This window comes from Saccharopolyspora erythraea (assembly GCF_018141105.1).
Classification (GTDB): domain Bacteria; phylum Actinomycetota; class Actinomycetes; order Mycobacteriales; family Pseudonocardiaceae; genus Saccharopolyspora_D; species Saccharopolyspora_D erythraea_A.
This window is the reverse complement of sequence record NZ_CP054839.1, coordinates 759,036-777,551: the sequence shown is the minus strand read 5'-3', so window position 1 is coordinate 777,551 and position 18,516 is coordinate 759,036. Positions and strand designations below refer to the sequence as shown.

The following is an 18,516-nucleotide window of genomic DNA, read 5'->3' as shown; positions in this document are numbered from 1 at the left end:
TGGAGGCCGCGGTGTGGCACTTCGAACGTGATGCGGCCGCGCTGGCCGCGATGCGGGAGGACGTCGTCTTCTGGATCGTCCCGGCGCTGTCCCGCGTCCGGCACGGCATCACCGACAAGCCCGGCCGGTGGCCCGCGGGTACGCCGATCACCGCGCTCTGCGGCGAGACCGTCAAAGTGCCGTTCCCGACGCCGCACGGCGGCACACCGAGGAGCCAGAGCATCACCGAGCAATGCACCGCGTGCGCCGACGAGTACCAGCGGCGCGGATGCCCCTCCACCGTCTGGGACTTCTGAGATCGAGCCCTCGGCCGTACCGGACGGCCGAGCCGCTTCGCTGAACCGACTTCCCCGACTCGGTGCGGCGAGGCACTGCCCGGCCGGGGTTGCGCGTTCCCGCCCGCGCGCCCCGGCCGGGCTTCCCAAACCACCGCGACAAAACCCCACCACACCAAGGAATTTCGCGCCTAGGCTCACGACCCGACCGACAACCCGAGGAGCCGCCGCCCTGAACGCGAACCTGCACGGTCCCGACCACCTCGACACCGCCGAACTCCTGCGGAAGCTCGACCGCGACCGCCGGGCCGCGGGCGAACCCGGCCCACGCGGCGGGGTCGTCCGCGAGTACTCCCCCGACGGCTCGGAATGCCGGATCGTGCACTCACAGCTCGGCGAGGCCGGGACCGACACCGACGCCGTCATCCGCGACGAGACGACACGCGCCGACGCACACGGCTACGCGCTGGAATGGAAGCTGTACGGCCACGACGAACCGGCAGACCTGGCCGACCGCCTGCTCGCTGCCGGTTTCCGCCCCGACGCGGCGGAAACGGTCCTGGCCTTGCCCCTGACCGATGCGTCGGCGTCGGCCTTCACCGCGCCCGCCTACGACATCAGGCGCGTCCACGACGCCGACGGTCTGGACGCGGTCGTCGAGATCTCCCGCGAAATCGGCCGGACGGGGGCCGAGGAGGAGAAGCACCGGCTGGCGGCGGTTCTTCGCGAGACGCCCCGCGAGATGAGCGTCCACGTCGCCTACGTCGACGGCGAGCCGGTCGCGTGCGGGCGCACCCACTTCGCCCCCGGCAGCGGCCTCTCCGAACTCGCGGGTGGCCGCACCAAGACCACGCACCGGCGACGCGGCCTGTTCACGGCGCTGGTCGCCGCCCGCCTGCACGAAGCGCTGGCGAGGGGCCGCACGCACCTGGTCGTCGACGCGCTGCCGACGTCAGAGCCGATCCTGCGCAAGCGCGGCTTCCATGCCCTCACGCGGACGCGCCCGTACCTGTACGAGCCGGCGCGCTAGCACCTCGCCGGACAGAACACGCCGCAGCGCGGTCGAGCGCGTGCCTCCCCATCGGTAGACACGCGATCTCGAACTCCCCGGGAAGACCAAACCCAGCCAGGAAAATTTCGCCCAGCAGACCGCTCTCCCCGGCACAACGGCACCGGGACACAGGGGCACGGGGACACAACGGGACGCGAGCGCGCTCGCACCGTCGCGCGCTCACCGCCTCCCGCGGTCGTCCCCGTGCCCTCAGCGCATGGGCGGCTGCTGCGGCGAACCCGGGGGCTGCTGCTGCGAGCCGGGCGGCATCTGCTTCGCCGTCCACCACCGCATGGCGTGCTGGACCAGGCCGATCAGCGTCTGCTTGGTCGACTCCTTGTCCCGCGCGTCGCACGGCCCGATCGGCACGTCCGGCCCGATGGCCATGGCCTCCCGGATCTGCTCGATCGAGTGCATGAGCTGCCCGTCGAAGCAGTTCACGCCGATCAGGTACGGCAGTCCGCGGTCCTCGAAGAAGTCGACCGCGGAGAAGGAGTCCGCGAGCCGCCGGGTGTCGACGAGCACGACCGCACCGATCGCACCGCGCACCAGGTCGTCCCACATGAACCAGAACCGCTGCTGCCCGGGCGTGCCGAACAGGTACAGGATCAGGTCCGAGTCCAGCGAGATGCGGCCGAAGTCCATGGCCACCGTGGTGCTGGTCTTGTTCGGCGTGGCCGCCAGGTCGTCGACCCCCCGGCTGGCCTCCGTCATGACCGCCTCGGTGGTAAGCGGCACGATCTCGGAGACCGACCCGACGAAGGTCGTCTTGCCGACGCCGAAGCCGCCGGCGACGACGATCTTCGCCGAGGTCGTGCCCCGGGACGACTGCGGTTGCGGCGGCGTCGCACCGGCCTGCTGCGCTCTATAGCCGACGGAGTCCACTCAATACCCTTTCCATCAACATCAAGTGTGGTGCGCTGCCGCTCTCGGACACCGTCTGGTGAACGGTGATCAGCCCCAGGTCGGCCATGTCGGCCAGCAGCACCCTGGCCACCCCGATCGGGATGGACAGCAGCGCGCCGACCTCCGCGACGGAACGGGGATGCCTGCACAGCTCCGCGATCGACTGGTGCTCCAGCCGCAGCACCGAGTCCGGTTGGTAGGCGTCTCCGGTGGAGACGAGTGTTTCGAGTTCGAGCTGGTGGTTCGACCTGGTACGCCCGCCGGTCCAGGTGTAGGACCGGATGCTGGACGCGGCGGGAGCCTCAGGTTCGACCGGTGGGGGTGCGGGTGCCGGTTCCGGTTCGGGGGCCGGTCGCGGCACCTCCTGCTCCTGTGCCGGTTCCGGCTGGCGCCGGTCCGCGCGCCGGTCGCGGCGCTTCTTGCGGCCACCCCCGAAGGTGAAGCCGTCCAGCACATCGGCGAAGGAATCCTCCTCCGGTCTTCGATCATCGGGGAAGTCGTCGGGGCCTCTGCTCATCTGGTCCTCACACCAGCTGACCGGTGGGTGCGCCTGGTGAGCCCTGCAGTTGCGAACGGATCTCCGGGGTGAGCATCTGGCCGACGCGCTCGACGAGCATGGTCATCTCGTATGCGATCAGACCCATGTCGCACTGCGGCGCCGCGAGCACGGTCAGGCACGAACCATCGCTGATGCCCATCTGCAGCAGTGTGCCGCGCTGCATCTCCACGACGGTCTGGATGACCTCTCCGGCCTCGAAGCACTTCGCCGAGCCCTGCGTCAGGCTCAGCAGGCCCGACGCGACGGCGGCGAGCTGGTCGGCGCGGTCCCGCGGCAGCTTCGCCGACGCGGTGAGCAGCAGGCCGTCGGCCGACACGACGATCGCGTGGGCCACACCGGCCACGCGCTCGGTGAAGTCCGTGACCAGCCAGCCGAACCTGCGCGAAATCGTCTCCTGGGCAGTCATGCAACCTCCTGTTTTTCGCCGAGGTGATCACGGTGCGCGGTAGGGATCGATGTAGTGGACTGCACTCTCGTATTGACCCCCTTCATCCCTCGTCGGGTGCGCGGTGCCTGCCACGCTGGGCACCGCTCTGGAAGCTGGCCAGGCGACTGCGCAGGTGCTCGGCGTCGCGCTCGAAGCGCACGCCGTCGTCGCCAGGAGGCGCGTTCACGCTGCCGGGCGCGAGGTGCGCCTTCGGGGTGCGCCGCGGCAGTCCGGCCTCGGTGAACGACGTGGGCTGCGGGTTCACCGCGGCCTCGGCCGCCCGCCGGGCGTCGTCGGCTGCGAAGTTCCAGGCGTCGTCGGCCGCGGTGCCTGCCTCGGCGGGCGCGGCAGGCTCGGACTGGCCGAAGTGGACGCCGTTGTACTTCTCGGAGAACTCCCTGCTCACGTCGCTGGCGCTGCGGGAGTTGCCCGCGACCTCGGCCTGTGCCGCGCCGCGCGGTGTGCGGCGGGGCAGGCCCGACGTGGTCAGTGGTGCTGGTTCCTGGCTCATGCCGACCTCCGCGGGCTCGCCCGCCTCCGCCCGGCTGGCGGCTGCGGCCAGCCCCCAGGCGTCGGAGGATCGGGACTCGTCCGACCGGCTCCAGTCTTCGGGGTCGCGCGACTCGCCCCAACCGCCGGACGAGCGGGGCTCGTCCGCGTCGTCCCCGGACGAACGCGCCCGGTCCGCATCGTCCCAGCCGCTCGGCGAGTGGTGCTCACCCACCTCGGCAGAACCACCGGGCTTGCGCGGCTGACCTGCGCCTTCCAGGGCAGCCGGGGTGTGCGCCGGTTCCGCGTCGTCCCAGCGGCCCGGATAGCCCGGCTGGTCCGAGCGGCTCCAGTTGTCCGCGGCTCCCGGACCGACCGGCAGCCCCAGCTCGTCGACCTCCACCTCGGGACGCTCCCGCCCGCCCGGCTCCGGCCACGCGAACTCGTGCTCCGCGGTTCCGGACATGGCCTGGGCCTGCGCGTCATCGCTGGTGGGCTGGAACCACTGGGTGGAGACCTCTTCGAAGATCGGCGACTCACGGGTCTCCGAGCCCCGGTCGCCCGAGGGCTCCTCGGACCCCGCGGGCCACGCAGGCGCGAAGTCCTGCCCGACCGTGCGCGGCTGGTGCGGAATGTCCAGCGACGGGTCGCCGGGCTCAGGGGTGAACAGGTTCACCGTCTGCTCCGCGGGCTGTTCCGGCGGAGTCGGCTGCGCGGTCCCGTAGGACTCCGAGTGCTCCTCGGGGGCCTCGGAGGGCTGCGACGGCTCGAACAGCGGCGCCGGCCCCGACATGTCGCCCTGCGTTGCCGGGGCGCCGTAGTCCTGCTGGACCGAAGGCTCGCGCGGCTCCCTCTTCGGCAGCGGCGAACCGGAGTCCAGCGCGTTCAGCCCGCCCGACGGTTCCCGGCGCGGCAACGGTGCGCTCTGGTCGACCTCGCCGCGCGCGGTCGGTTCGGAGGCCCCGCGCCGCGGCAGCGACGGGCTCGGGTCGAAGTCCGCCGCCGGGAAGCCCTGGTCGGCGCCCGCCGGCTGCGCGGGGATCGACGCCGCGTTCGGCACGTCCTGCTGGGTCGAGCCGTTGCGGTGGACGCCTTGGCCGGGAGGCGGCGGAGCCGTGCGGCTCGCCTCACCCGCCAGCACGTGCTCGGCCGGGATCGTCACGGTGGCGCGCACGCCCTCGACGTCGGGGCCGCCGTGCAGCTCGACGCCGATGTCGTGGCGGACGGCCAGGCGGCCCGCCACGAACAGGCCCATGCGCCGCGACGTCGCAAGGTCGTCCTCGTCGACCCGGGCCAGCCGCTCGTTGGCCGAAGCCAGCTCCGCGTGGCCCATGCCGATGCCCTCGTCGAGCACGTCGAGCACGACCGAACCGTCACCGGGCTGGTAGCTCGACACCGTCACCGAGGTGTCCGGCGACGAGAAGTTCGCCGCGTTGTCCAGCAGCTCGGCGACCAGCCGCACCATGTCGCTGGCGGCGTGGCCGACCAGCTTGACCGAGGGCGGCGGCTGCACGATGACGCGCGGGTACTGCTCGATCTCCGAAACCGCCGCGCGCAGCACGTCGGCCAGCTCCGTCGGCTGGTAGAAGCGCCGCGCCAGGTCGCTGCCGGAGAGCACCATCAGGTTCTCGTTGTTCCGGCGCATCCGGGTGGCGAGGTGGTCCAGCTGGAACAGGCGGGAGAGCTGGTCGGGGTCCTCCTCGTCCTTCTCCAGCTCCTCGAACAGCCGGAGCTGGCGTTCCAGCAGGGCCTGGCTTCGCCGGGAGACCGAGACGAACGCCTCGCTGTAGCCGCGCCGCAGCGAGGCCTGCTCGACCGCCAGACGCAGCGCCTGCCGGTTGACCTCGTCGAAAGCCCGGGCCACCTGCCCGACCTCCTCGTCGGTGTCCACACCGACGGGCTCGAGCTCGGAGTCGACCTTGCGCCCCGCGCGGATGTGGGTCACGGCCTCGGGCAGGCCCTTGTTGGCCGACTTGAGCGCGCCGCGCCGCAGGTCGCGCAGCGAGCCGAGCAGCTGGCGGGCGATGGTGATGATGATCGCCGCGGCCAGGATCAGCGCCGACAGCAGCATGACCGAGTCCCAGCCCGCCGAGTTGCTCGCGTCGTCCTCGAGGTCGAAGGCGATCTGCCGCACCTCGTTGCCGAGGTCGTCGTGGCCGTCGTCGACGAGCTGGATGACCTCGTCGGACCGCTGGTTCCACAGGTCGCGCGGGACCGTGTAGCCACCGGAGAACTTGCCGTCGGTGGTCTCCAGCATGATCGCGGTGAGCAGCTTGTTGCGATCGATGATCGCGGGGCCGGTCATCGTCTGGTCGAGGCGGTGCTGCCAGTGCGTGGCCACGGTGGCCCGCGCCTCGCTGATCTTACCGATCAGCCGGGCGCGCGAGCCGAGCACCTGGTCCAGTGCCTGGGGGCTGATGCTGCCGTCGACCAGGCCGGTCAGCACCCACGCCTGCTGGAGCCGCACCTCCTCCATCATGGACACCATGTCCTGCATGGCCGAGGCGGTACTGGAGAGGTTGCGGTCGGCGACCGTGCTGGTCAGCGCGCGGTCCAGGGACAGGATCGAGTTCACCAGCCGGCTGTAGCGCTCGATCACCGCGGGTGCGGGGGCCCGGCGGTCCCGGACGAGCGCACGGGTCTCGTCGAGCTTGCCCAGCTCGGTGTTGAGCTCGCCGAAGCGCTGCCGGACCACGTCGCTGTAGTCCTCCGGGGAGGCCATGACCTGGCGGGTGCCCTTCACCGCGGCGTCGACCACGACGGCCTGCTCGTCGATCTTGCCCGCGTCGATCGAGCCGGTGAGGAAGTCCACCGCCCTGGTGCGCTCCTCCTGGACGCTGACCACCAGCGGCTCGATCTGGTCCACCGCGTCGACCACCTTGGCCACGCGGTCGTACTCGTCGGCCTTCTCGACCTGCCAGCGGATCTGGCCGACACCGAGGGTGATCGCGAAGATCACCGGCACGAGCACGACGGCGGCGAGCTTGGTCGTCAGCGACCAGTTGCGCCACCCGGTGACCGCCGCCCTTCTGCCGGTGTCACCGGTCGCCATCACGACCGTCCTCCCATCGACGAACGGCGGTTCCTGTGCTGCTCAGGCAGGCTGTGAAGCCGCGGGTGCGGACAAAGCGTTGGAGAACGGCGCATGCGTGCGATCCCGCAATCGTCGTCTTGGGCTGTCTGGGGGCGCGAAAACCAGTCCCTTCCGACCTCAAGCCCTTGCGGTACCGCACCGTACCGGTGCAAGTTTCAATCAGCACTCTGAGTTACCGGACCGCCGCGCACAGCAGTTTCCGGTCACGGTGCCGAACCGAGGAGCCTCACGCCGGGGTGACTGGCTTTCAGTGCCCAAGCACTATAAGCCCCTGATCGAGCGAAAGCATCGGGGGCGTTTTCACGATTAGGCCGCGCGAAACGTTCCAACCGCCCACAGCGGGACCCACCAGCACTTGACCGCTAAGGCGCTTTCACTCGTTCAGCCCAACACCAGGGCTTTTCTTACAGGTCTACAACGGCACCGTACCCCCGGATTTCGGGTGTACCACATCCGTTCACAGTCCCCTGAACTGGGAAAACTGGTGAAGACCGGGGACGTCCGCCCCGACGCGACCGCCCCGGAGGTCACGGTTTCGTCAAGCGCCCCGCAGGGCAAAACTCCTAGTCAGTGGTGATCCCCACACTGTCGGTCCGGCGCCGGAAGTGGTTAGATTTCCCCGCCGCACAGGCCCCCCACCCCCCAGCCGCCCTTCGCGGTACAGCGCACCTGTAGGAAGGACGCATGACCAACGCAACGCAATCCGCGCTGCGCGGGCAGCCCCGTGACCAGGCAGGAAAAGGGCGCACGGCGTTCGGCGGAATCGACAAGAGCTCCGTGCGCCCCACCCACCAGGGTCCCGATTTCGCCGCGATCCACGACAGCGCGGAATTCAGGCATCTGCGCAGCCGCGTGAAATGGTTCGTTTTCCCGATGACCGCGTTTTTCATCGTCTGGTACCTCGGGTATGTGGTCCTGGCCGCCTACCTGCCGGAGTTCATGGCGACGCGGCTGTGGGGCGAGGTCAACGTCGGACTGGTCATGGGCGTCGGCCAGTTCGCGACCACCCTGATCATCACGGGCATGTACGTCCGTTTCGCCCGCAAGCACATGGACCCCGAGGTCGAGGAGATCCGCCGCGAGGCGATCGGTGACGAGCGATGAACCCCCCTGAACTCATCCCCTCCGAAGGTGCCATCTTCAACACCAGCATCTTCGCCGTCTTCGTGCTCATCACGCTCTTCGTCGTCTACCGAGCGAGCAGCCAGAGCACCTCCAGCGACTACTTCGCCGCGGGCGGCTCGTTCAGCGGAGCCCAGAACGGCATCGCTCTCTCCGGCGACTTCCTGTCGGCCGCCTCGTTCCTCGGCATCGCCGGCGCGATCGCGGTGCACGGCTACGACGGCTTCCTGTACTCCATCGGCTTCCTCGTCGCGTGGCTGATCAACCTGCTGCTGCTCGCCGAGCGCACCCGGAACACCGGCCGCTTCACGATGGGCGACGTGATCGCCTTCCGGATGCGGGCGCGCCCGGTGCGGGCTGCCGCCGCGGCCTCGACGCTGGCGATCACGTTCGTCTACCTGATCGCGCAGATGGCCGGCGCCGGTGGTCTGGTGGCGCTGCTGCTCGACGTCAAGAGCACCGGCGGACAGGCGCTGGTCATCGCCGTCGTGGGCCTGGTCATGATGCTCTACGTGCTGGTCGGCGGCATGAAGGGCACCACGTGGGTGCAGATCATCAAGGCCACCATGCTGCTGCTGTGCGCGGCGCTGATCACGATCTTCCTGCTGGGCAAGTTCGGCTACAGCATGACGCACCTGCTGCAGGAGGCCGCCCAGAACAACCCCAAGGGCGACGCGATCTTCGCGCCGGGTGTGCAGTACGGCAAGAGCGAGCTGACCAAGATCGACTTCGTGTCGCTGTCGCTGGCCCTGGTGCTCGGCGTGGGCGGTCTGCCGCACGTGCTGATGCGCTTCTACACCGTGCCCAACGCCCGCGAGGCCCGGCGCTCCTCGGTGTGGGCGATCTGGGCGATGACGGCGTTCTACCTGTGCACGCTGATCATCGGCTACGGCGCGGCCGCGCTGGTCGGCACCGACGCCATCCTCGACGCGCCGGGCGCGGAGAACTCCGCGGCGCCGCTGCTGGCCTACCGCATCGGCGGCACGGTGCTGCTGGGCATCGTCTCGGCGGTGGCGTTCGCGACGATTCTGGCGGTCGTGGCCGGTCTGACCCTGACCGCGTCCGCGTCGTTCGCGCACGACATCTACGCCAACGCGATGCGGCGGGGCAGGACCGACTCCGACTCGGTGGTGCGGGTCGCCCGGATCACGGCGCTGGTCATCGGCGCGGCGTCGATCCTCGGCGGCATCCTGGTCAACGGCCAGAACATCGCGTTCCTGGTCGGTCTGGCCTTCGCGTTCGCGGCGTCGGCGAACCTGTCGACGATTCTCTACTCGCTGTTCTGGAAACGGTTCAACACCACCGGGACGCTGTGGGGCATCTACAGCGGCCTGATCTCCTGCCTGCTGCTGGTGATCTTCTCGCCGGTGGTCTCCGGCGCGTCGGACTCGATCTTCCCGAGCGTGGACTTCGCGTTCTTCCCGCTGAAGAACCCGGGCATCGTGTCGATCCCGATCTCGTTCATCTGCGGCTTCATCGGCACCTTGGCCGCCCGCGAGGAGGTCGACGAGGACCGGCTCGCCGAGATGGAGGTCCGCCAGCTCACCGGCATCGGAGGCGTCCGGGGCTGATCCGGCCACAGCCGACGCGAGAAGGGCGCCCCGCGGTTCGCGGGGCGCCCTTCTCGCGTTCGCAGGCACGTTCGGCGCTTTCAGCGGCGTTCAGCGCTGTTCGAGCCGGGTTCTGGGTGTCTTGTATTGGCTTCCCGACTCCGCTCCCCCTTCCCCCGATCCCTGTCGCTACGCGCCCCACACCTCCCGGACGTAGTCGGCAAAGGGCCGCGGCGGCCGTCCCAGCGCCCGCCGCACACCGTCGGACAGGTGCGCGTTCTCCCCTCGCCGGATGGCGTCGAGCAGGTCGGTGACCATCCTCGCGACGTCCTCGGGAAGCCCGTTGCCCAGCAACGATTCCATGAACTCCGCCGCCGTGACCGCCTTGAACGCGACGTCACGCCCGGAGGCCGCGGCGATCATCTTCACCGCCTCCGGGAACGACAGCAGGTCCGGACCCGACAGCTCGTAGACCTGCTGGTCGTGCCCCTCCTCGGTCAACGCCGCCACCGCGACGTCGGCGATGTCCTCGGCGTCGATGAACGGCTCCTCGCCGTCGCCGGTCGGCAACGCGACCAGCCCGGCGTTGATGAGCGGCAGGAACATGTCCTCGCTGAAGTTCTGGGCGAACCACGACGGCCGCAGGATGGTCCACCGCGCGTCCGAGCGCCGGACCGCGGCCTCCGCGGCCTTCAGCCCGGTCCCCATCGACGTCTCGACCTCCCGCGCCGACAGCAGCACGAGCCTGCCCGCACCCGCTGCGGTCGCGGCGGGGATGAACTCCGAGATCGTCTCGCCGTCGTCCGTCTCCGAGGGAGCGACGACGTAGGCGGCGTCGACGCCCTCCAGCGCCGGAGCCCAGGTCGAGCGGTCGTCCCAGTCGAAGCGGACGGCACCGCGCCGGGATGCGACGCGCACGCCGAACCCGCGGGCGGCCAGCTTCGCCGCCACCCTGCGTCCGGTCTTGCCGGTACCGCCGAGAACCAAGATCGTGGAATTCGTCATGGCCAAAAGTCAAGCAGCGCGAACTGAGACGATCCATGGCTGATCGGCTAAGAAGCATGTCCGTTGCTCTAAGCTGGCCAGGTGGATCCGCTCGCCGACCTGCTGCACGGCGTCCGAGCCCAGGGCGCCCAGTTCTGCCAGTCCATCCTGTCGCCGCCCTGGTCTCTGCGGTTCGAGAGCTCGGCGAGCCTGGAACTGCACACCATGCTGCACGAGGACGCCTGGATCATTCCCGACGACGGCCCAGCGCTGCGGCTGCGGCCGGGTGACATCGCGGTCGTGCGAGGACCGGGCCGCTACGTCATCGCCGACGAGCCCAGCACCCCGCCCGGGCTCCTCGTACGGGACGACCGCTGCTTCAGCATCGCCGACGGCTCCGACGTCTGCGAGGCCCTCGCGCTGGGGCCGCGCACGTTCGGCAGCTCCGCTGACGGCTCCGCGACCCTCGTCAGTGGCACCTACCAGCTCCCGGACAGCCTCGGCGAGCGCTTGCTGTGCGCCCTGCCGCCGGTGCTGGTCGTGCCGGCCGTGGACGACTCCTGCCTGGAGCTGCTGGAGCTCGTCACGGCGGAGCTGGTTCGCGAAACGCCTGGGCAGCAGATAGCACTCGACAGGATGCTCGACGTGCTGCTGGTCTTCACCCTCCGGGACTGGTTCACCCGCCCGGAGGCCGACGCGCCGAGCTGGTACCAGGCCCTCGCCGATCCCGTCGTCGGCGGCGCGCTGCGCGCGATGCACAACGCCCCGTCGGCACCCTGGACGGTCCGCTCGCTGGCCGCCCACGTCGGCGTTTCCCGCGCGGGACTGGCCAGGCGCTTCACCGAACTGGTCGGCGAGCCGCCGCTGACGTACCTCACCTGCTGGCGCATGGACCTGGCGGCCGAACTCCTGCGCCGCCCCGGCGCCACGGTGACCTCGGTGGCCGCCCAGGTCGGCTACGCCGACGGCTTCGCCTTCAGCTCGGCCTTCAAGCGCGTCCGAGGCATCAGCCCCCGCGACCACCGCCGCCGCGCCCAGGCCGTTCCCGCGAGCCCCGGCGCGCAGGCTTCCCTCGCCGTCCCCACCGGCTCCCTGCCGACGATCCCTTCACCCGCGCACTGAGCCACAGTCGGGCCCGGGTTCCCGACCGAAGGCGCCTTCAGTCCCGCACTGAGCCACGCTTGCGCGGTCCTGGCCCCCAGCCGAAGGCGCCGTCACCCGCGCACCGAGCCTCGCTCGCGCCCCTGGCTCCCAGCCGAAGGTCCCTTCACCCACGCACTGAGTCGCAGCCGGGCTTCCCGACTCCCGAAGCCAGGCGGCTCCCGCCGGGGATCCCGCTTCCGTCGCCGAATCCCCCAGGTCAGCGTCTCCCGACCGGCCAGTTCGGACAGCCGCGGCGTCCATTTCGGCCACTCACCGCTTCTGGATCGTTGCGGGGAATATGCCGGGAAAAACACCCGGTCGGGGTGAATCCACCCAATTCCCTGGCACCCGGTCGCCGCGTTCGGGAATCTGGATTTCGTCGCCCGGATGACGAAATCCGGCATTCCTGTTGCTGTGAAAGGGGTTTCCCATGTCCGCGCACGCCACTGCGCCCGACCTGCACACCACCCGGCAGGGCTCGACCCGTCAGCGGTCCTCGCACCTCGCCGCGGTACCCGCGGCACCGCCCCAGGGCACCAACCCGCTCGCCCCCCGAACCCTCACCTCACCGCCTCCGGACATCCCGGTGCTGCGTGCGTCCGAACGGATTCCCCTCGCGCTGCGACTCGTCGGCGGCCGAGGCCCCACCCGCACATCCCGGCCCGAACCAGCCCACCCGGGCACGCTCCACGCACGCCGGTACGGTCCCGGCCGACTGTCCTCACTGCTCCGACCGCCAAGCCGGCGAGGGTCGTCCTCCCGGCTCCGGTCCGTCCTGCTGAACCTGGCGACCACGGTTCTCCTCGTCGTCGGAGTGGCGCTGGCCTCGGCCACGGCCGCACATGCCACCTCCACCGCCGGCCCCGCCACCATCGAGCCCCATGCCTGCCCGGCGGACAGCTTCTGCGCGTGGCCGAGCAGTGACTTCCAGGGGGCTGCTCACCAGACCGAGGTGTCCGCAGTCCCGCTCGGTCGCTGCGTTGCGCTACCGCAGGACTTCGAGGCGACCTCGTTCGCCAACAACACCGGCCGGCCCGTCACGGTCTACCAGGACGGGTTCTGCTCCACCGAAGCCGACTTCCGCACCTACCCCACCGGATCATTCGTGCCGCGTTCGCCATACGTGGCCCGCGCGATCCAGGTGTGGTCGCACTGACCAATCTCGGCACCCAACGACCTGCTTCGCACCGAACTCACAGCATACACATAATGTCCAAACAGGACAACAAGTGGCGCAAACGATTCGCACGCGAAGCAAGGACGTTTCTCTCACCGACGAACCAGGAACGCACCCCCGTCCCGACCATCCCCGAAATTACCCCCGACTTGGACAAAGGTATTGCGCAAGGTCGGCCAGATCGAGAATCACGCACTGGAATTCCTTACCCCGAACCGGAATTCCGCCCGGTTCGACGCACTGGCGAACGAGTCCCTCCCAGGCAAGAACTCCCGCTGCGTCAACCGGCCCCGAATCCGCTACCGGACGACCGAGTGCATCACTTCGAGCAACCGCTCCGCAGAGGAGGTCCACGTGAATTGTTTGGCTTGAACCCGGGCTGATTCCACCAGCTCCGCACGCACTGCATCGTCTTCCAAGCCGTTGACCGCAGCGGCAAAGCCGTCCGGCGAGTCGGACTGGAAGAACCGGGCGTGTCCACCGGTGACCTCGCGGAAGATCGTCAGGTCGCTGCACACGACCGGAGTGCCCGCGTTCATCGCCTCGATGATCGGGAGCCCGAAACCCTCGTCCTTCGACGCGGTGACCAGCGCGAACGCCCTCGACAGCAGTTCGTGGTAATCCCCGTCGCTGATTCCGCGCCAGAAGACGACGTCCGCGCCGGACGGGATCCGTTCCGCCAGCTCGGCTTCCCGTGCCGGCGCGACCCGGCTCACCAGGTGCAACCGATACCCAGAAAGGAGAGCCATGCCATCGACCAGTGTTTCCACGTTCTTGTACGGCATGAACGAACCCATGTACACGAGCTCGCGGGGGCCACCGGCACCGTTCCGGGCATCCTCGCCCGCAGCAGCAGTCAGCGCACCTTCGCAGCGCTCTGGGTCGACCAAGTCCTTCGCACTGACCAATGAGTCCAGTTCGGACGGTGCATTGTGGACGACGGTAATGGGCCTGCGGGTGAGCCGATGGTGCCTCATCAGCGTGCGGGTCGTCTCGCTTACCGTCACGACGGCGTCGGCCCGGTTGAGCAGAACCCGCTGCGGCCAGTACGCCTTGTGGTAGAGGCGCCACACGCCCTGGACCGGCAACGGCAGGAATCCCGGTGGCTGCGGGTGCCGGTAGTAGATCAGGTCGTGCAGGGTGAGAATCAGCTTGTACCGCCGCGAGAAACCGCCGATCACCTGCATCGGGCTGAAAACCACCTCCGCACCCAGCTTGTTCAGCGTGCGCGAGACCCACAGCTCGCGCGGCGAGAGCGGGCTGTTGATCTTCACGTGCGGCACCCCGTCCGGCAGCAGGTCGAGCTGCCGGTCGTCATGGATCAACATCGTCACGGGATGGAGTTGGTGCAATGCCTCGATGAGGTTCGCCCCGTAGCGACTGATGCCGTCGTGGGTGTCGGTCCGCGTCCAACGCGCGTCGATGAAGACGTTCATCCGACGCCCCTCGGGCGCACCCCCGATGCTCTCCGCTGCCTGTGCGTTGGCAGAGCCCGCCGTGGCCGCCGAAACCCCGGTGGCCGTGGAGCCCGCGGCGTTGGCGGCCCCTGCGGTGTTGTCGTTGTCCACAGGATGGTCGGCGTCCGCCGGGTGGCCGACTCCCGCAGGGTTGTCGCGGCCATCGGTGTCCCCGGAGGTCGCAGCACGGCCGGTGCCGGTCGCTGGTGCGTCACCAGCGACCTCGGCACGTCCGGGTTCTGAAGACCGCACGCTGCCCGCAGTGTCCGGCGCACCGCCCAGGGCGTCGCCGTCGTCCGATCGCTGGGTACGGGCACCGGCCTCGGCCTCCGCGTTCTTGGCGTCCACGGGATCTCTCGTCTCTCGGTCGCTCATGATGCTGCGAGGAAACGCTTGATCTCGTGCGCGGCGGCCACGGGCGTCTCGTAGTGCACGAGGTGACCGACGTCGGGGAGGACCACCAGCTCGGCGTCGTCGAGACGCTTGGCGAGGACGCGCTGGCCGGGCAGCGGTGCGATCTCGTCGGACTCGCCCGCGATGAGCAGGGTCGGCATGGTCAGCGCGTCCACGTACTCCATGACCGTGTTGTTCACCGAGGCGAGGAAGGTCTCGTTGAGCAGCGCGGGGCTGTGGAAGCGGCTGAAGTGCCGCAGGTGGTTCTGATCTATGAACCGGCGGAGCTGCCGGTCCTTGGTGCGGGTCATGGTCCGGCTCGCGGCGAGGACGATCCACTTGTTGGACAGCAGCGAGTTGCCCATGCGCAGCGGGAGCGCCTTGCCCAGGGAGTAGTAGGCGGACGTGAGCCCGGACAGCACCACCCTCGGACCGTTCAGGGCCAGGCTCGAGATCGGGTTGACCAGCACCAGCCGCCGCACCAGCTCAGGAGCGGAGGAGGCGACATGCGCGGCGACGATGGAACCGAAGGAGTGACCGAGCAGGACCACCGGGCGGTCGCCGAGCAGCTTGATCAGCTGGATCATCGCGCTCGCGTAGCCCTCGACGTCGTGCCGGTGGCCGGACATCGGCCCCGAGGCGCCGAACCCCGGAAGGTCCGGGACGACGACGCGGTGCTCGCCGAGTCCGTCGGCGATCAGTTCGAGGCCGTGATGCGTGCCGCGCAGGCCGTGCACCATCAGCACGGTCTCCACGGCATCGCCGCCTCCGTCGGCGTCGGCCGTGGCAGCCCCATCGATGGCAGCGCCACCACGGGCATCGACGGCGGCATTGGCATCGGCGCCGCCAGTGGCAACGGCACAAGCGTCGGCGGCCGCATCGGTGCCCCCGTCTGCGGCGGCATTCGCATCAGGGCCGCTGACGGCCTCGGCGGTGACATCGGCACCGCGGCCGGCGTCAGCGCGACCATCGGCCTCAGTGACACCGGCGTTCCCACTGCCACCGGCTTCGGCGGCGCCGGGGCGGCCACCGTCCTCGGCGACTCGCACATCGCCGAGGACGTCGCGGTGGATCCAGTAGTGCAGGTCGGATCCGTTGATCTCCGCTACTCGCTCCACCGGTTCGGTTCGGGTGCTGGGCATGGCGGTGGCTCAGCTCGCCAGCTCGGCGTGGAGCTCTTCGAGTTCCAGGACCTCGTCGGGGTTGGTGACGTGCCGGTAGATCGACTCGAACCGGCCGAGCACGGCGTTGATGTCGTGCTTGGACACCAGCCGCTCGCTGGCCGCGCCCATCCGGTCGATGGTCGCGCGGTCGCTGATGATCTCGTCGATCGCCGCGGCCAGGGCGTGCACGTCGTGCGGCGGGAACAGCCGGCCGTTCTTGCCGGACTCGACCAGGTGCGGCAGGGCCATGGCATCGGCCAGCACGACCGGGGTGGCCGCCGACATCGCCTCCATCGTCGCCAGGCTCTGCAGCTCGGCGATGCTGGGCATGCAGAACACGTCGGCGCGGGCGTAGGCGTCGAGCAGCTCGTCATCGCTGACGAACCCGGCGAAGTGCACCCGGTCGCCGATGCCGAGCTCGTGGGCGAGCTGCTCGTAGGCGGCGCGCTTGCTGCCGTCGCCGACGATCTCCAGCCGCGTGGCGGCCTCGGTGCGCAGCACCGACATCGCCCGCAGCAGATCGTCGATGTGCTTCTCCTCGTCGAGCCTGCCGACGAACAGCACGGTCCGGGTCTTGGGGTCGGGGTTGTTCTTGCGGAACAACCGTGCCCGGCGGCGGTAGCGCTCCACGTCCATGCCGCACGACACCGGGATGGCCCGGTGGTCGAAGCCGTTGTCCTGCAGCAGCTGCACCGCGCGCGGCGTCGGTGCGGTCACCATCTGGGCCTTGCTGTAGTGCTTGATCAGGTTGCGCCACAGGATGCGGGAGGCGACCGGCTGCAGCAGCGCGGGGATCCTGAGGTAGCCGAAGATGTTCTCCGGCATGAAGTGGTTGGTCGCCACCAGGCCGATGCCGCGCTTGCGGGCGGCGTTGATCAGGGCGCGGCAGATGTAGAAGTGCGACTGGACGTGGACGACGTCGGGCTGGATCTCGGCCAGCAGCTCGTCGGCGGCCGCGAACGCCTGCCACGGGGTGTTGATGCGGAACGTCGGGTGCACGGGCGTGGCGTAGGAACCGACGCGGTGCACGGTGACGCCGTCCTCGACACGCGTGCTGGACTGGCGGCCCATCGCGTGGCAGATCACGTGCACGTCGTGTCCGAGGCGCGCCAGGCCGGTCGCGAGCCGGTGGCCGAAGTTGGCCGCCCCGTTCACGTCGGGTGGGTACAGAACCGCGCCGATCACGATCCGGAGCGGACGCCTGCTGGACGGTTGCGAAGTCAAGGAGTACTCCCGTCAGGACGATCTGTCGAACTCGGTCCGGCAAGATCACTGCTGCCGGTCACAGGTGTGGGTACGCGCCGCTCGCGGTTCTCCGGGTGGAAGCGGGCCAGCGCGAAAACCCCGGCGCAGGCCACGGCGGCGCAGACGCCCTCGCCGACGGCCGTCCACGTGTCCACCCGGTCGGCCTCCCCGAGGAGCCCGATGCCCAGCCCGACGGCCACGATCGGGTCGATCACCGTGAGGCAGGCCACGATCAGGTCGGGAGGGCCGCTGGCATAGCCGTGCTGCAGCAGCCAGGCACCGACGATCATCGCGATGCCGATCCCGAACAGCGGCCACAGGTTGAGCGACAGCAGGTCGGTGGTGCCGAGCTGCTGCACCACCGCACGCGTGAGCAGCGAGACGTACCCGTACGCGACCGCGCATCCCGCGGCGAACAGCACGCACCGGAGCTTCGACCTGCTCATCATCGCGAAGACGCCGAGGGCGAGGACCCCGCCGCCGACGAGCTGGGTGGCGAGCACCTGGTCGTCGGGCGCGACCGGCGTCGGGGTCGCGCTACCGGCCGCGAGCACCACGAAGGCACCTACGCCGACGGTGCTCGCGACGACCGCGAACACCATGGCCGGCTTGAGGTCGCGGACGCGGATGCCGCGCTCGCGGACGTTGAGCAGCACCGTGATCGGCAGCGCGATGACTCCGATCGGCTGCACCACGGTCAACGGCGCCAGTCCGAGCGCGCACGCGTGCAGCACCGCACCGGCGCCCAGGGCGAGCAGCCCGAGCAGCCAGCGGATGTTCTTCAGCAGCCGCAGCTGGCTGCGCAGGCCCAGACCGCTGTCGCCGATCGTGTCGTGCACCGCCCCGTGCTGCGTGCGCGCGCCCACCGCATAGCCGACAGCCCCCAGCGCGGCGAGCAGCACCGCCAACGTGGTCATCGCGGACCACGCCCCACGAGGTCGGTCGAATGCTCGAGCAAAGCGGCGTCAGTCCTCTTCCCCAGACAACAGATCGGTTCGCCGATCGCCCACACTAGTGCGAGTACCACGACACGCCCCCCATCCGAACACTTCCGCGACTCCCGACGCACGGGCCGATCGGCCCCACTCGGCAGGACCGGTGTCCTTGACCGGTGCCGTCCCTGCACGCCGCTCAATCTCGCGTCTCATCGGATCGCCCACATCCGGGGTACTACCCCAGTTTCTCCCTGAGACTCCCCAGGCTCGCACCCCCGCGCCCCCGAACGGCCTCAGGGTTGCCGGAGAACACCCCGTTCCGGCCGGCAGATCATCCGGCCTGGCTGTTACCCATCGTGCACACCTCGTCATGGTCATTCCACCCATACGGGTAACCCGCACCGCGTCCCTGACACCTCCCCGGCGGCGGACGCGGGACAAGCGCGGAGCGCAATCTCGTGCGCAGCGGAAAACACCGTGCCGGGAATGGTCCGACGAATAAGCACACCTCGAACCGGTGAACGATTGTCGACCACACGTCGAATC

At 69.7% G+C, this 18,516-nt stretch carries 15 protein-coding genes; 6 read left to right on the top strand and 9 right to left on the bottom strand.

The genetic code is table 11. The features are described from left to right. Window positions 1–11 precede the first annotated feature (11 nt). Both HUO13_RS03665 and HUO13_RS03660 read left to right on the top strand, forming a co-directional pair. Window positions 12–296, top strand: coding sequence for a hypothetical protein (locus tag HUO13_RS03665; protein ID WP_249124430.1), 285 nt, complete (start codon window positions 12–14; stop codon window positions 294–296). A 358-nt stretch (window positions 297–654) separates the two neighbouring features. After that, a complete protein-coding gene (locus tag HUO13_RS03660) occupies window positions 655–1,305 on the top strand; it encodes a GNAT family N-acetyltransferase (RefSeq protein WP_211900087.1) in 651 nt (216 codons plus the stop codon). Between the two features lie 231 nt (window positions 1,306–1,536). On the opposite strand, the gene HUO13_RS03655 is transcribed toward HUO13_RS03660, so the two are convergent. The 4 genes from HUO13_RS03655 to HUO13_RS03640 form a co-directional block, all read right to left on the bottom strand. Further along, entirely contained in the window at window positions 1,537–2,211 is a 675-nt protein-coding gene (locus HUO13_RS03655) for a GTP-binding protein (RefSeq protein WP_211900086.1), read from the bottom strand. Then, a complete protein-coding gene (locus tag HUO13_RS03650; protein WP_211902630.1) occupies window positions 2,192–2,686 on the bottom strand; it encodes a DUF742 domain-containing protein in 495 nt (164 codons plus the stop codon). The genes HUO13_RS03655 and HUO13_RS03650 overlap by 20 nt, the downstream gene beginning before the upstream one ends. Window positions 2,687–2,756: 70 nt before the next feature. Continuing rightward, window positions 2,757–3,197, bottom strand: a complete 441-nt coding sequence (locus HUO13_RS03645) for a roadblock/LC7 domain-containing protein (RefSeq protein WP_211900085.1) — start codon at window positions 3,195–3,197, stop codon at window positions 2,757–2,759. 82 nt (window positions 3,198–3,279) lie between these two features. Next, window positions 3,280–6,759: a nitrate- and nitrite sensing domain-containing protein gene (locus tag HUO13_RS03640; RefSeq protein ID WP_211900084.1), complete on the bottom strand. Its 3,480-nt coding sequence runs from the start codon at window positions 6,757–6,759 to the stop codon at window positions 3,280–3,282. Window positions 6,760–7,485: 726 nt separating this feature from the next. Here HUO13_RS03640 and HUO13_RS03635 point away from each other — a divergent pair. Continuing rightward, window positions 7,486–7,905 (top strand): DUF485 domain-containing protein, encoded by a 420-nt coding sequence (locus tag HUO13_RS03635; RefSeq protein WP_211900083.1) that lies wholly within the window; start codon window positions 7,486–7,488, stop codon window positions 7,903–7,905. Then, a complete protein-coding gene (locus HUO13_RS03630) occupies window positions 7,902–9,494 on the top strand; it encodes a solute symporter family protein (protein WP_211900082.1) in 1,593 nt (530 codons plus the stop codon). The genes HUO13_RS03635 and HUO13_RS03630 overlap by 4 nt, the downstream gene beginning before the upstream one ends. 168 nt (window positions 9,495–9,662) lie before the next feature. Here the strand turns inward: HUO13_RS03630 and HUO13_RS03625 are convergent, their stop codons facing one another. Beyond that, on the bottom strand, window positions 9,663–10,478 hold the full coding sequence (locus HUO13_RS03625) for an NAD(P)H-binding protein (protein WP_249124429.1): 816 nt from the start codon (window positions 10,476–10,478) through the stop codon (window positions 9,663–9,665). 81 nt (window positions 10,479–10,559) lie between these two features. On the opposite strand from HUO13_RS03625, the gene HUO13_RS03620 reads away from it, so the two are divergent. Together HUO13_RS03620 and HUO13_RS37270 are read left to right on the top strand one after the other, a co-directional pair. Next, window positions 10,560–11,579: an AraC family transcriptional regulator gene (locus tag HUO13_RS03620; RefSeq protein ID WP_211900081.1), complete on the top strand. Its 1,020-nt coding sequence runs from the start codon at window positions 10,560–10,562 to the stop codon at window positions 11,577–11,579. Between the two features lie 835 nt (window positions 11,580–12,414). Then, entirely contained in the window at window positions 12,415–12,756 is a 342-nt protein-coding gene (locus tag HUO13_RS37270) for a peptidase inhibitor family I36 protein (RefSeq protein WP_249124428.1), read from the top strand. A 320-nt stretch (window positions 12,757–13,076) separates the two neighbouring features. On the opposite strand, the gene HUO13_RS03610 is transcribed toward HUO13_RS37270, so the two are convergent. The 4 genes from HUO13_RS03610 to HUO13_RS03595 are packed head-to-tail and all read right to left on the bottom strand — an operon-like array spanning window position 13,077 to window position 17,952. Beyond that, a complete protein-coding gene (locus HUO13_RS03610) occupies window positions 13,077–14,582 on the bottom strand; it encodes a glycosyltransferase family 4 protein (protein ID WP_249124427.1) in 1,506 nt (501 codons plus the stop codon). Window positions 14,583–14,605: 23 nt separating this feature from the next. Continuing rightward, entirely contained in the window at window positions 14,606–15,769 is a 1,164-nt protein-coding gene (locus HUO13_RS03605) for an alpha/beta fold hydrolase (RefSeq protein ID WP_249124426.1), read from the bottom strand. Between the two features lie 9 nt (window positions 15,770–15,778). Then, the gene (locus HUO13_RS03600; RefSeq protein WP_249124425.1) at window positions 15,779–17,014 is read right to left on the bottom strand and encodes a glycosyltransferase; all 1,236 of its coding nucleotides are present in this window, start codon (window positions 17,012–17,014) and stop codon (window positions 15,779–15,781) included. Then, window positions 17,011–17,952, bottom strand: coding sequence for a hypothetical protein (locus HUO13_RS03595; RefSeq protein ID WP_211900079.1), 942 nt, complete (start codon window positions 17,950–17,952; stop codon window positions 17,011–17,013). The genes HUO13_RS03600 and HUO13_RS03595 overlap by 4 nt, the downstream gene beginning before the upstream one ends. Window positions 17,953–18,516: the final 564 nt, after the last annotated feature.